The sequence below is a fragment of the Pseudomonas sp. Au-Pse12 genome (genome assembly GCF_021341665.1).
Taxonomy (GTDB): domain Bacteria; phylum Pseudomonadota; class Gammaproteobacteria; order Pseudomonadales; family Pseudomonadaceae; genus Aquipseudomonas.
Window position 1 is genome coordinate 846,448 of record NZ_JAJTTH010000001.1, and the last position, 13,954, is coordinate 860,401.

General features: G+C 63.3%; 9 protein-coding genes. 6 read left to right on the forward strand and 3 right to left on the reverse strand.

The window, feature by feature from the left end:
* Positions 1-15: 15 nt before the first annotated feature.
* On the reverse strand, positions 16-231 hold the full coding sequence (locus LXM55_RS03715) for a TOBE domain-containing protein (RefSeq protein WP_011061476.1): 216 nt from the start codon (positions 229-231) through the stop codon (positions 16-18).
* Between the two features lie 224 nt (positions 232-455).
* Here LXM55_RS03715 and LXM55_RS03720 point away from each other — a divergent pair, with 224 nt between their 5' ends.
* The 6 genes from LXM55_RS03720 (at position 456) to LXM55_RS03745 (ending at position 9,944) form a co-directional block, all read left to right on the forward strand.
* Entirely contained in the window at positions 456-1,277 is an 822-nt protein-coding gene (locus LXM55_RS03720; protein WP_233318685.1) for an aldo/keto reductase, read from the forward strand.
* Between the two features lie 203 nt (positions 1,278-1,480).
* Entirely contained in the window at positions 1,481-4,318 is a 2,838-nt protein-coding gene (locus LXM55_RS03725; protein WP_233318687.1) for an ATP-binding protein, read from the forward strand.
* Complete coding sequence (locus tag LXM55_RS03730; RefSeq protein ID WP_233318688.1) at positions 4,305-5,495, forward strand: EAL domain-containing response regulator; 1,191 nt, start codon at positions 4,305-4,307, stop codon at positions 5,493-5,495. The genes LXM55_RS03725 and LXM55_RS03730 overlap by 14 nt, the downstream gene beginning before the upstream one ends.
* Before the next feature lie 107 nt (positions 5,496-5,602).
* Complete coding sequence (locus tag LXM55_RS03735) at positions 5,603-8,785, forward strand: hybrid sensor histidine kinase/response regulator (RefSeq protein ID WP_233318689.1); 3,183 nt, start codon at positions 5,603-5,605, stop codon at positions 8,783-8,785.
* Between the two features lie 74 nt (positions 8,786-8,859).
* A complete protein-coding gene (locus tag LXM55_RS03740; RefSeq protein ID WP_233318691.1) occupies positions 8,860-9,507 on the forward strand; it encodes a response regulator in 648 nt (215 codons plus the stop codon).
* Positions 9,508-9,533: 26 nt separating this feature from the next.
* A complete protein-coding gene (locus LXM55_RS03745; protein WP_233318693.1) occupies positions 9,534-9,944 on the forward strand; it encodes a TIGR03067 domain-containing protein in 411 nt (136 codons plus the stop codon).
* A 27-nt stretch (positions 9,945-9,971) separates the two neighbouring features.
* Here the strand turns inward: LXM55_RS03745 and LXM55_RS03750 are convergent, their stop codons facing one another.
* Both LXM55_RS03750 and LXM55_RS03755 read right to left on the reverse strand, forming a co-directional pair.
* On the reverse strand, positions 9,972-12,260 hold the full coding sequence (locus tag LXM55_RS03750; protein ID WP_233318695.1) for an ATP-dependent DNA helicase: 2,289 nt from the start codon (positions 12,258-12,260) through the stop codon (positions 9,972-9,974).
* Entirely contained in the window at positions 12,257-13,909 is a 1,653-nt protein-coding gene (locus tag LXM55_RS03755; protein WP_233318697.1) for a VRR-NUC domain-containing protein, read from the reverse strand. The genes LXM55_RS03750 and LXM55_RS03755 overlap by 4 nt, the downstream gene beginning before the upstream one ends.
* Positions 13,910-13,954 lie beyond the last annotated feature (45 nt).

A 13,954-nucleotide genomic window follows, 5' to 3' on the forward strand; every position in this document is an offset into this window, starting at 1 on the left:
GTCCGAAGAGGTTGTTCAGAGCTTGGCGATGGACACTTCGGTGGATTTGACGAAGGCAATCACTTCACTGCCGACCTTGAGTTCCAGGTCGCGCACGGAACGCGTGGTGATCACCGAGGTGACGATGCCGGAGGCGGTCTGCACGTCGATTTCCGACACCACCTGGCCTTCGTGGATCTCCTTGATCACGCCCTTGAACTGGTTGCGTACGTTGATCGCTTGAATGGTCATGCTGATAAGTCCTTGGCTGGCACCGGGCTCAGGAGTTGAGCGGCTGCGGACTAACATGCACCTTTGGAAAAACCCTTAAAAGGAATAAATAATTAGAATGTTATTCCTTTTAGAGATATCAAGAGCCACGTTGCACCCACATGAAGCTCCCCTTGACCCTGCCTGCCGGCTTTGCTTCCCTGTGCGCTGCACAAAACCCTTGCGGCAGATACCAGGAGGTAAGGATGCGCACGCTGATGCTGGCAGACACGCAGGTTCCGGTCATTGGCCAGGGCACCTGGCGCATGGGCGAGGACCGCCATCAACGGGAACAGGAAATCGCCGCGCTGCGCACCGGCATCGACCTGGGCATGACCCTGATCGACACCGCGGAAATGTATGGCGAAGGTGGCGCCGAGGAAGTGGTCGGCCAAGCCATTGCCGGGCGCCGCGATCAGGTGTTTCTGGTGAGCAAGGTCTATCCCCACAACGCCAGCCGCCAAGGCTTGCCCCTGGCCTGCGAGCGCAGCCTGAAACGCTTGGGCTGCGAATTCATCGACCTGTACCTGCTGCACTGGCGCGGTCAGTACCCGCTGGCGGAAACCGTGGAAGCGCTGGAACGCCTGCGCGACGCCGGCAAGATCGGCCGCTGGGGCGTCTCCAACCTCGATGTGGCCGACCTCGATGAGCTCGACTCGCCGGGCTGCGCCACCAATCAGGTGCTGTACAACCTGGAATCCCGGGGCATCGAATTCGACCTGCTGCCTGCCTGTCAGCAACGGCGGATGCCGGTCATGGCCTATTGCCCGATCGGCCAGGGTGGCGCGCTGCTGGCCGAACCGCTGCTGCTGCAAATCGCCCAGCGCCACGCCGTGACTCCCGCCCAGGTGGCGCTGGCCTGGCTACTGCGCCAGGACGGTGTGCTGGTCATTCCCAAGGCGGTGCGCCCGGCGCACATTCGCCAGAATGCCCAGGCCGGCCAATTGCAACTGTCCGCTGAAGACCTGCTGGCCCTGGACTCGCTGTTTCCCCCACCACGCCGCAAACAGCGCCTGGAAATGGTCTAGGCCTGACGCCGTGGAAACACACAACGCTCACGTTGAAATGAAGTGACAAAAGATTGAGTGAGGGGATGAGGTGAACCGAGACCTGGTCATTTCCCGCCCGTGAGGAAATTTCCGAACGCATCAACGTCTTTAAGCAACGTTGTACCGGGTGATTTAAGAATTGTCTGATCCCTGCTTGGCATGCCCCCAATTACAGTTGGCGCATGAGATTAAAAAGCTACCTGCATCAGATCAATCCCCTATTTTCCAGTCCAGAAGCAGCCCGTCGGCTGCTTCGTGTCGTGGCGCTGATTTTTCTGATCGGCCTGTTCGGCGCGGTCTACAACTTTCTTCGATCCAGCCTGCATAGCGAGCTGTCACAACGGCGCAGCTACATGAGCAGCGCCATTGCCGAGGCCCAGACCTTCTTCACCAGCCGCGAAGCCCTTCTTGAAAGCCTGAGCCTGTCCGCGGTGTACAACCCGCAGAAACACCTTCCCACACCCGGGACCAGCAACGGCTCGGAAGAAGAGATATACCTGCAGCTGGGCGTGCCCGATGGCAATCAATGGGGCATCTGGCTCACTCAACGCATACGCGACTACCTGCAAAGCAAACAACTGAACCTGCTGTACATCCCCGGCACCAGCCATCTGCACGTGCAACAACTGTTCAGCACCCGATCGGAAACCGAGCCCCTGTCCAACGAGCTGTTCACCCGGCTGGCCAGCCTGGATCTCGACAAGATTCCCGCCAGCGAACAACTGTGGTTGATGGACAACGCGTCCAGCGCCCCCCGCCTGTACATCTTCACCCGGCTCGACGAGCGCTTCGCCAACTCCGGCTGGCTTGGCCTGGAGATGGACGGCAAGAGCGTCTCCGCCGCCCTCAGCAACCAGAGCGCCGGGGACTTTCTGATGTTCAATTCCCAGGGCGGGCTGATATTCAGCAGCGTGCCCAGCGCTCAACTGAGCGCCGATGTGCAAGAGGTCCAGGGCGGCAATTTCTTCGGCTTTCTCGGCGGTCGCTGGTGGCCCGACCACCTGGTGATTCGCAAGCAACTGGGCGACACCGATTGGCAGCTGGTGTACTCCTTCGAATTGCAGAACCTGCTCAAGAGCCTCTGGCCACAACTGTTGCTGGCGCTGTGCATCAGCCTGTTCGGCATGACCTTGATCGGCCTGCTGACCCACTGGGTCGAGGTCCGCCTGATCGCCCCGGCGCTGCACCGCATCCAGGCCCTGATCGAAAGCGAGGCGTTTAGCCGCGACGTGATCGAAATCGCCCCGGTGGCGCTCTGCGTGCTGCGCCGCAGCGATGGCCAGGTGGTGCTGGAAAACACCTTGTCCCAGCAGTGGCTGGGCAACGGCCGCGAGCGTGATCAACTGTGCTCCGGGTGGATCGAACAGGCCTTCGACCCTGCCCGCCCCAACAGTTCGGACTACTTTGAAACCGCCGACGGGCGCCACCTTTACCTCAGCTCCGCGCCCACCCGCTACAACGGCGAGGACGTGCTGTTCTGCGCCTTCAGCGATATCAGTGCGCGCAAGCAGATCGAAGCCGCCCTGGAAGAAGCCAAACGCCTGGCCGACACCGCCAACGAAGCCAAGACGCTGTTCCTGGCCACCATGAGCCACGAGATCCGTACCCCGCTGTACGGCGTGCTTGGCACCCTGGAACTGCTCTCGCGGACCCAGCTGGACAACCAGCAGCGGGATTACCTGCGGGCCATAGAAGGCTCTTCCGGCACCTTGCTGCAGTTGATCTGCGACGTGCTGGACGTGTCCAAGATCGAAGCCGGGCAACTGGCCCTGGAGCTCAGCGAATTCTCCTCGCTGGACCTGGTGCACGAGATCATTCAGGCCTACGCCGCCGCGGCCCAGGCCAAGGGCTTGCAGTTCTATGCCTGTGTCGACCCGCATTTGCCGGAAATCCTTCTCGGCGATGTCACGCGGATCCGCCAGATTCTCAGCAACCTGCTGAACAACGCGGTCAAGTTCACCGATTCGGGGCGTATTGTCCTGCGAGTCCGGGTGGAAAGCCGTGATGGCGAGCGCAGCAACATCCTCTGGCAAGTCTCCGACACCGGCCGTGGAATCGCCCAGGACGATCAGGCGCTGATTTTCGAGCCCTTCTACCAGACCGAAGGCAATACCAACGTGATTGCCGGCACCGGCCTGGGGCTGCCGATCTGCCAGCGCCTGACCCAATTGATGAACGGCAATATCCGCATGGTCAGCGAGCTGGGCCTGGGCAGCAGTTTTACCCTGACGCTGCCGCTCGAAGCCTCTTCCGTCCAGGGCGCCGCGCCGCTGATCAGCCCGCTGCTGCCAGAGATGATCTACGTTGTGTCCCCGGTGCGCGAACTGGCCGAGTCGGTGGCCGGCTGGCTGCGCCGCTGGGGCGCCCGGGCCCAGTTCAGCCTGCCCAGCCAATTGGATCGTGCGCGGGGCAACGTGCTGATCGAGCTGCACCCGGGCAGCGTCGAGCAACGCCTGGAGCCCGACTGGCAAGGCCCCCTGGTGCTCGCCAGCGGCGATGGCCATAACGAGCCGCGGATCCGTGGCGGCAGTTGGCAGATCAACACCAACAACCTGCGGGCGATTCACCAGGCCGTCAGCCAGGCCCAGGGAGTCTGGGTGGCCCAGAGCGAGGAACACAACGACGGCCGCGAGCTGAAAAAGCTCAGCCTGCATGTCCTGGTGGCTGAAGACAACGTCATCAACCAGTTGATCCTCAAGGACCAACTGGAGGAACTGGGGTGCAGCGTGGAGCTGGCCTCGAACGGTGAAGAGGCCCTCAACATCTGGAAAGGGGGGCACTTCAACATCGTGTTGACCGATGTGAACATGCCGAAGCTCAACGGTTATGAACTGGCCAAGGAGCTTCGACGCCAAGGCTGCTTGATCCCGATCATTGGGGCGACGGCCAATGCAATGCGCGGAGAAGAAGAGCTCTGTCTTGCAGCCGGGATGAACCACTGCCTGGTGAAGCCCTTTGCATTAAGAGCGTTGTTCAACTATCTGGCGCCCTATGAAAGAGCCTCTCATGAAGTCCTGTAGCATTTTGATCGTCGAAGATCAGCCGTTTCAGTACATGTACCTGCAACACTTGTTCAACGAGTTGGGGCTATACCAGCTGGAAGTCGCGAGCAACGGCAGCGAAGCGCTGGAACGCCTCAAGCAACGGCACTTCGACCTGGTCCTCACGGACCTGCTGATGCCCGGCATGGATGGTGTGCAGTTCATTCAGGGCCTGGCCACCCATCGGGTGCGCCCGGCCCTGGCCATCATGAGCGCCTCCTCGCGGCGCATGCTGATGGGCGCCAGCCTGGTGGCCCGCAACCTGGGCCTGAAAGTCATCGGGCTGATCTCCAAGCCGGTGAACCTGGCCGCGCTGCGCGCGCTGACCGCGCAGTTGCCGGGGCTCGCCAACGACAGCAGCACCCCGCAGATCTGGGTCGAATGCAGCCCCGAGACCCTGCGCGAGGCGCTGCACAACGGGCAGATCCAGGCCTGGTTCCAACCCAAGAAAGCCTTGAGCAACGGCCGTATCGTCGCGGCCGAAGCGCTGGTGCGCTGGATGCACCCGCAACACGGGATGCTGCTGCCCTGCGACTTCCTGCCGGAGATCAACGGCGCCAACCTTGAAGAAGAACTGCTGTGGCTGATCCTCGACCAGGCCCTGGCCGCCCAGGTGCACTGGCGCGAAGACGGTTACGACATCCCGGTCTCCATCAACCTGCCGACCCACTTGCTCAACAGCCCCGACCTGGCCGACCGCCTGCATGACTTCGTGATCCAGCGCAACGGCGTGCCGGGCAAGATCTGCTTCGAACTCATGGAATGCTCGACCCCGGAGCACATCAGCAACTTCTACGCCGGCGCCTGCCGCCTGCGCATCAAGGGCTTCGGCCTGTCCCAGGACGACTTCGGCAAGGGCTACAGCTCCTACATGAACCTGGTGTCGACGCCCTTCACCGAATTGAAGATCGACCGCGGGCTGGTCCAGGGTTGCCACAACAACGAAGAAATGGCCCAGGCCCTGACCAGCATTATCGCGCTGGGCCGGCAACTGGGCCTGACGGTCGTCGCCGAAGGCGTGGAAAGCGCCCATGAGCTGGCCCTGCTGAGAAAGATCGACTGCACGCAAGTGCAGGGCTTCCTGATCTCGCATGCCGTTTCATCGCAACAGTTTCAGCAACTGCTGGCCCAAGACGGGCCGGCTACGGTGTATTAGCCGATGAACGCATTGCCCACCCGCGCAACAGTCAATCGTCGCTGACGGCCCTGCTCCAGAGATAGGAATCTCGGCAGGGACCTTTTTTTGTGCTTGGGAAATCAGTGATGAAAGACAGCAGCACCTTTCTGGAGAACCTGACTCGCAGTTCGCTCCGGTTGAACAAGGGCATGTTGATATTGTTGGGCCTGGCGTTGCTGCTGTTTGCCATTCTGTACTGGGCCACCGAGCGCCTGATCGACGAGCAGTACAGCACCGTAAGCGTTCACTTCACCCGCATGATGGAAAACGTCCAGGAACAGGAGCTGTTTCTCCAGCGCCTGGCCTCGAGCCATGCGATCGAATCGATGACGATCGAGGCCCCCCATCGCCTGTACCTGCAGCAGCCCCTGCACAACCAGGGGGAAAACGCCTATGAAGGCCAGGAATATCCGTTTTCGACGCCCTTCAGCCTGAACTTCAATCACCAGCAATTGCCCTCCAGCGAACTGCCCAAGGTGTTCACCCTGGGGGTTCACCTGTCGGCCTTCTACAGCGCCTTCTGGTCCACCTCGCACTATCCCGCGCCGCGCACCTTCCTGTTCAACACCTTCGGCAACTTCGACATCAGCGTCCCGGCGGCGCGGCACATGCGCGGCACGCCCTGGAAAAGCGATAGCCCCTACAACCGCGTGGTCGACCGGGTGCTGCGGCACCTGGCGGAGCAGAACAACGGTTCTCCCGATCACGCGGTCCGTTGGGAAAAATACAACCCACCCGCCTCCACGGACATAACCCCCAGACTGCTGGCCTACATCAACCTGCATGTCAGGCCGCAACAGCTGCACCTGCACGGCGCCAACAGCTGGATGGTGGTTGCGTCGCTGCTGAACCTGGACGAGATCAACAACATCGAGCGCCTGATGCCGTGGTCGATCCATGACGACTTCACCCTGATCGAACCTGCCGGCACCACCCTCACCGGCTCCCAGGACCCGGCCAACGTGCTGCACGAAGGCCTCAACTTCGGTTGGCGAGGCATAACCTTCAAAGTCTCCAGCCACACCCCGCAACCGTGGACCGGGCTTTACGCCATCAGCTACAAGAGCTATTTCGACTACGCCCTGTGGGCCCTGCTGGGCCTGTTGACGCTGGTGCTGGGGGTCATCGTCTGTGGCTGGTACGCCAGCCGCTGGTACCGCGCCAAGGTGCTCGCTCCGGCGCAACTGGCGCATCAGACCGTGACCGAGAGCGATGCCTTCAGCCGCGTGGTCATCGACACCGCCCCGACGGGCCTGTGCGTGGTGCGCCGCGACAACTTCCAGTTACTGCTGGAAAATCGCCAGGCTGCGCAATGGCAAGGCACGGTGAAGTTGCTGTCGCTGCTGGAACAGGACCAGCGCCTGATCGACAACGGCGAAGTCTATCTCGACATCGATGGCCGCCAGTTGCAGGCAGGATTCGTCTCGACCCGCTACCAGGGCCAGGATGTACTGCTCTGCGCCTTCAACGATGTCACCCAGCATGCCGAGAATGCCCAGGCACTGGAGCAGGCACGACGCTCGGCGGACGCCGCCAATGAAGCCAAGACCCTGTTCCTGGCCACCATGAGCCATGAAATCCGCACCCCGCTGTACAGCGTGCTCGGCACCCTGGAGCTGCTCGGGCTGACCCCTCTGGACAGCCGCCAGAGCGGCTACCTGCAAACCATCCAGCGCTCCTCCAGCACCCTGTTCCAGCTGATCAGCGACGTGCTCGACGTCTCCAGGATCGAGGCCGGGCAGATGAGCATCGAAGCGGTGGAGTTCTGCCCGTTGGACATGGTCGAAGACGCCTTGCACACCTATGCCGCCTTTGCCGAACGCCGCGGGCTGCTGCTGTATGCCTGCATCGATCCGAGCCTGCCGGACCTGATGCTGGGAGATGCCACGCGAATCAGCCAGATTCTCAACAACCTGCTGAGCAACGCGATCAAATTCACCGACAGCGGCCGCGTGGTACTGCGGGTGCGCGTACTCAAAGCGGACGACACCCAGGCCGGCGTCGAATGGCAGGTCACCGACACCGGCATTGGCATTTCACCCGAGCAGCAACCGCAGTTGTTCGCGCCCTTCTTCCAGGTGCGCGACGCCTCCAACGAAGCCGGGGCCGGCCTTGGGCTGGCGATCTGTCAACGCCTGTGCGACATGATGGGCGGCCAGATGCAGGTCACCAGCGAGCTGGGGCTGGGTAGCAGTTTTTCCCTGCGCCTGGAGCTGCAACGCCTACCGGGCAGGCTGCCGGGGCTGCAATCATGGCCTGACGGCGCCCCGGTGTATGTCCGGGCACCGGTGCGGGACCTGATGAAAAGCACCTGCGACTGGCTCGCGCGCCTTGGGCTGCAGGCGTATCCGGCCCCCGCGAACTGGAGCGATGAACCACAGGCCGGCGTCCTGATCGACATGCTCCCGCGAGACGCCCTGGCGCCGTGGCCCGGCCCCTGCATCAGCGCGGTCTCCACTGGCCGCAGCGGCCCTGCCACCCAGCTTGCGCCATGGCAGGTCGACGCCCACGACATCCGCGCCATCGCCCGGGCTGCGGTCCTGGCGCGCCAAGGCCGCCCCCCGTACCCCGAGCAGCACGAGCCCTGCCTCTGGCGGCCACTGGACCTGCACATCCTGGTGGCGCAAGACAGCCCGATCAATCAGGCCATCCTCCAGGAACAGCTCGAAGCCCTGGGGTGCCAGGTGACCCTGACGAGCAACGGCGAGCAAGCCCTCGAACAATGGCTGCCGCAGTTGTTCGACATGGTCGTCACCGACGTCAACATGCCGGTCATGAACGGCTACGAACTGACCCGTGAACTGCGCCTGCGCGACCCGCGACTGCCCATCATCGGGGTCACCGCCAATGCCCTGCGCGAAGAAGGCAGCCGCTGCCTGGCCGCCGGCATGAACACCTGGATGGTCAAGCCGATGAATCTGCAAACCCTGCGCGAACAGCTGTCTAAGCTATGTCAGACAGGCCCCCTGAACAGCCCACCGAACGAGTGCATCCAGGTTTCGGAGAAAATGCGCCCCTTGTTCATCAGCACCATGCACGAGGATCTGCAACGGCTGGCAGACGCTCTGGAAAGCGGGGCCAGCAAGACCGCTGCCGAGCGCCTGCACAGTATTGCCGGCGCCATGGGAGCCGTGCAGGCGGTCGCCCTGGCCAAGGCTTGCGCCGAACTGGAGAGCCAATTGCTGGAAAACGCCCTGACCCCCGATCTGCAAGGCCGGGCCAGACAACTGATGCAACGCTTGTACAAGCTCGTGTTACCCCTTGAATAATGGCCTACAGGGTTTAATGTACCGACGGCCTCAAGCTTCTTTACTAAATTGCGTATTACACGGGTGTGTTTGCCATGGAAAAACTGAAAGTAGTCATTGCTGACGATCACCCTATTGTCTTGCTTGGTGTGCGTGAGCTGATGGAACGTGATGACCGATTTGAAATCGTCGGTGAAGCGGTCTGCTCCAAAGGCTTGATCGAGCAGCTGGAAAACCGCCAGGTCGACGTTGTGATCACCGATTACAACATGCCCGGGGACTCGCCCTACGGCGACGGCCTGAAGCTGGTGGAGTACCTCAAGCGCAACTTTCCGCACCTGCAGATCCTCATCCTGACGATGATTTCCAATCAGCTGATCCTGACCCGTCTGCGAGAGTTGGGGGTGGTTGGGGTGATCCAGAAAAGCCAGTTGCATGAGGAAATCCAGACCGCACTCAAGGCCATCGCCCAGAAAGCCGTCTACCGCAGCCTGGAGCCGGTCTCCAATTCGGTGCTGGAATCGAATGTGGCCATCGACGAGCGCATTTCCACCCTGTCGCCCAAGGAGTTCGAGATCCTGCGCCTGTTCGTCTCGGGAAAAAGCGTCAGCGACATTGCCCGCAGCCAGAACCGCAGCTCCAAGACCATCAGCGCGCAAAAGATCTCCGCCATGCGCAAGCTGGAAGTGCAGAGCGACCAGGACCTCCTGACCTACTGCATTGGCCGCAATATCTTCAACTGACCCTCAACTCAAGGAAGTACCGGCAAATGGATTTTCCAGCATCGCCCAAGGCGGCCGACCAACGGGAACTGCAACGCTTGCAAGGCGCCTGGGAACAGACCGGGATGGAAGACAGCGGCGTGCTGAACCCACCGGACGAGCACAGCGCCCCGGGCGCCCTGACCTTTATCGAAGGCAACCGGTTCCGGGTGGTGACCGTGGCGGGCGAACTGCTGCTGGCCGGGACCTTCACCCTGGACAGCAGCACCTGCCCCAAGTCGATCACCTGGGTCGACTCCATGGGCGCGGACGCTGGCCAGCCGCTGTCGGCCAGCTACCAGCTGACCGACGACGAGTTCGTGTTCATCGCCGCCGATACCGGGCAACCCCGCCCAAGCCACTTCAGCACCGGCCCGGGCCAGACCCTGCGCCGCTTCGTCCGCGCCCGCCAGGCCTGAGGCTGGCGCCGCGACAGTGGCGGCCCCTCACTCGCTGATGGCATCGCGAGCCGGTGGCGCGTCGATGGCCCACCAGCTGGGCAACAACTGCCGGACCCTGGATTCGGCAAAACGATCATCGATCAGCATCAGCACACCGCGATCGCTCTGCCCGCGGATCACCCGCCCGGCCGCTTGCACCACCTTCTGCAACCCCGGGTACAGGTAGGTGTAGTCATACCCGGCACCGAACAACGCGGCCATGCGCTGCTTCATCTGCTCGTTCAGCGGGTTGAGCTGAGGCAGGCCCAGAGTGGCGACAAAGGCCCCGATGAGTTTCGACCCCGGCAGATCGATGCCCTCGCCAAAGGCTCCGCCGAGCACGGCAAAACCGATGCCCTGCCCCTCCGCGCGAAAGGCCTGGAGAAACGCCTCGCGAGAAGCCTCGTCCATGCCTCGGGACTGGCACCACAACACAATGTCCGGGTGCTCCCGCGCCAGCAGCCCGACCACCTGCTGCAGATAATCGAAGCTGCTGAAGAACGCCAGATAATTGCCCGGGCGCGCCGCGAACTGCCGGGCCATGAGCTCGACGATCGGCGCCAGGGAGGCCTGCCGGTGGGCATAGCGGGTGGAAATGCGGCTGACGATCTGCACCTCCAGTTGCCCGGCGTCGAACGGCGACTCGACATCCAGCCACACGGTGTTGTCCGGCAAACCCAGCAGGTCGGCGTAGTAGCGTCGGGGGTTGAGGGTCGCGGAAAACAGCACGGTGCCGCGGGCCGCCGTCAACCGCGGCCCCAGCAGCGCCGCCGGCACCACGTTGCGCAGGCTCAGGCGCGACAGGCTGCGCCTGGCGCCGAGGGCACGCTTGCTGATGTCGAAGATGAACGACTGCTCATCGAACAGCTCGGCCACCCGGGCGAACTGCAGCAACTCGAAGTACAGGCCCTGCAAGCCGCTGTCCAGGCCCTGGGGCTGTTCGTTGAAATAGTCGCCCAGGGCCGCCACGCACAGGGCCAGGGCCTTGAGCAGCGCGGTGGGCAACCGGGCATAGGCCTGATACTCGGCCACTTGCTCCTTATGCAAGGCGTTCCACTCACGGTTGAGCCGCTGCAATGGGCTTTTCAAGGCCGGCGGCGCGCTGCTGCGCACATGCGCCAGTTGCTGCTGGTCCAGGCTCGCGCTGTACATGCCGCGCCCGCGCTCCACCAGGTTGTGGGCCTCGTCCACCAGCACCGCCAGTTGCCACTGGTTGGCCTGGGCCAGGCCGAAGAGCAAGGCGCTGAAGTCGAAGTAGTAGTTGTAGTCGGCCACCACCAGGTCGCTCCAGCGGGCCATTTCCTGGCTCAGGTAGTAAGGGCAGACCTGATGGGCCAGGGCCACCTCGCGCAGCGCCTGGCGATCCAGCAGTGGCACTTGGCTGGCGGCCTGGCGCGCCGCCGGCAAGCGATCGTAGAAACCCTTGGCCAATGGGCAGGACTCGCCATGGCAGGCCTTGTCCAGATGCTCGCAAGCCTTGTCCCGGGCCACCAGTTCCAGCACCCGCAACGGCAGCCCGGCGGCCCCGGCGAACAGCACCCGGGCGGCATCCAGGGCCAGTTGCCGGCCCGGGGTCTTGGCGGTGAGAAACAGCAGCGTGTCCAATTGCTGCGGGGCCATGGCCTTGAGCATCGGAAAGATCGTGCCCAGGGTCTTGCCGATGCCGGTAGGCGCCTGGGCCAGCAGGCAGCGCCCGGTGCTGACCGCCTTGTACACCGACTCGGCGAGCTGACGCTGGCCGCGGCGGAACTCACCATGGGGAAAGACCAGCTCGCGGGTGGCCTGGTCGCGAGCCGCGCGGTGGCGCATTTGCTGTTGCGCCCAGTGCAGGAACAGCGCGCACTGGCGATTGAAGAACTCTTCCAGCGCCTCGGCGCGGTGCTCTTGCACCAGCGCGGTCTCCCCTTCGCTGAGCACATCGAAATACACCAGCGACACGCGGATGCTCGGCAGTTGCAGGCTCTGGCACAGCAACCAGCCATAGACCTTGGCCTGGGCCCAGTGCAATTGCCGGTGGTTGTCGGGCATGCGCGCCAGGTCACCACGGTAGGTCTTGATCTCTTCCAGCAGGTTCTGCGCCGGGTCGTAGCCGTCCGCCCGGCCCTTGACCAGCAGCTCGGCGTATTGCCCCTCCAGGGCCACTTCGCTCTGGTAGCCGGGGTTGCGCCGCGCGGCCACGGTGCGGTGCCCGGCGATCCCTTCCAGCGCGGTGGGCGATGGGGTGAAACGCAGGTCCAGGTCGCCGGCCTTGGCGCTGAATTCGCACAAGGCGCGTACCGCGATCCGATAGCTCACGCGCTACAGTCCTGCCATTGCACGTAGCACACCGCCACCGGCATCCGATGCTCCTGGCAGAAATCCAGCCAGCGCAGCTGGTTGTCCTGCAGGCGATCGCCCGGGCCCTTGACCTCGATCATCCGGTAGGCCTTCTGCGCGGGCCAGAACTGGATCAGGTCCGGCATGCCGGCGCGGTTGGCCTTGATGTCCAGCAGCAGGCGCTGGAACCAGTGCTTCAGGTGCTCGGCGGGCAGGCAGTCAAGGGCCTGATCGAGCAACGCTTCGCTGAGCGCGCCCCAGAACACGAAGGGCGACTGCAACCCCCACTTGGCGACAAAACGCTGGCGGATGCTCTGTCGATAACGGCCATCGTCGAGCTCCGCCAGGCAGGCCTGGAACAGCTCGCGGCGCCGCTCATGGAAGTCTTCACTGAGCAGGTCCACCGGCCCGCGCTGAAACGGATGGAAAAACGCCCCCGGCAAGGGCGCGAAGATCGCCGGCCAGCACAGCAGGCCGAACAGCGAGTTGATCAGGCTGTTCTCCACGTAGTGCACCGGCGCCTGCTCCTGGTGCAGATGGGCCTGGACATGCAGTTCCACCGCCAGGCCGTCGGCATCGCGTGGCAGGCACAGGTCCAGGCGCGGCACCTGGCGGCTGACCGCTCGCGCGGCCGGTGGCCCGCCGAGCTTGCGCCGCAGCCGAGGCATGATGCGCAACAAGTGCTGGGCCTCGGCGGCGCTCTCGGGCGCGGCGGCCGCCTGCTCGGCCAGGGCCAGGGCGGCCTGGTACTCGGCGCTGCGCTCCAGCACCCGGATCAGCCGTGAACGCGCCCCCGGGTAGGCGCACTCACGGTAGATCTGCCGGGCCAGCGGCCACTGCGCCAGGCGTTCGCAATGCTGGCCGAGCAGGAACAGCAGCTTGGCGCGGCGTTTTTCCAGCCAGGGGTTGAGGGTGCTGAACGCGCCAATGCGCGCCAGTACCTCGGGCAGCTCGGTGCCGCCCTCGAAGGCTTCCTGGCACTCATGCAGGTAAAAGTAGCCGTCCACGTCTTCACGGCTGCGCAAACCACGGGCATCGGCGCTGATTTCGACCTTTTCGTAGCTGTAGATGCCCAGGTCCGCGAGGACGAATTCCGACCAGTCCTGGTAGAGGTTGCCGAAAAACATCAGGCGCAAGCGATCGCACAGGGGCATCAGGGTCAGGCTCAAGAGCCGTTCGGCCAGCTCCGGGCACCATTGGGCGAAGGCCCGGGGCGGCAGATCGAGCTCGGCCAGCGCCTGCAGCCACTGCTCCTTCCTGGCCTTGGCCGGCAGGCCCTGGGCCTTGAAGCTGTGCAGTAGCTCGGTTTTCTGCAGCAGGCCGAACAGTTCTTCCAGGCTCAGCGCGGCCTGTTCATCGACCCAGCCCAGCGCCAGCAGCGGCACCAGGGCCGCGGCGCTGTCGCCGATCTCCGGGTAGCTGAGCTTGCTCAAGCGAAAATGCCGGCCCTTGCGCATCACCATGCGCACCAGCAAGGCCTGGGAAGGCTGGGCCAGTTGCGCGAAATCGTCGATGAAACGCTGCTCATCGGCGCTCAGCACGTCGGCATAGCGCTGCCCAAGCCAATTCAGTACCTGCTGGAAGTTATGCAGGTAATAGAGGGGGTTTTCGAGGGGATTGGAAGTCACTGAACGAAGGCGCCACGGCTGGTCGAATACTGGTTATGCGTACAG

Bases quoted from the DNA above. Each gene is read 5' to 3' on its own strand.
- LXM55_RS03730 (WP_233318688.1), top strand. From the start codon at position 4,305: ATGAAGTCCTGTAGCATTTTGATCGTCGAAGATCAGCCGTTTCAGTAC.
- LXM55_RS03715 (WP_011061476.1), bottom strand. From the start codon at position 231: ATGACCATTCAAGCGATCAACGTACGCAACCAGTTCAAGGGCGTGATC.
- LXM55_RS03740 (WP_233318691.1), top strand. From the start codon at position 8,860: ATGGAAAAACTGAAAGTAGTCATTGCTGACGATCACCCTATTGTCTTG.
- LXM55_RS03735 (WP_233318689.1), top strand. From the start codon at position 5,603: ATGAAAGACAGCAGCACCTTTCTGGAGAACCTGACTCGCAGTTCGCTC.
- LXM55_RS03720 (WP_233318685.1), top strand. From the start codon at position 456: ATGCGCACGCTGATGCTGGCAGACACGCAGGTTCCGGTCATTGGCCAG.
- LXM55_RS03745 (WP_233318693.1), top strand. From the start codon at position 9,534: ATGGATTTTCCAGCATCGCCCAAGGCGGCCGACCAACGGGAACTGCAA.
- LXM55_RS03725 (WP_233318687.1), top strand. From the start codon at position 1,481: ATGAGATTAAAAAGCTACCTGCATCAGATCAATCCCCTATTTTCCAGT.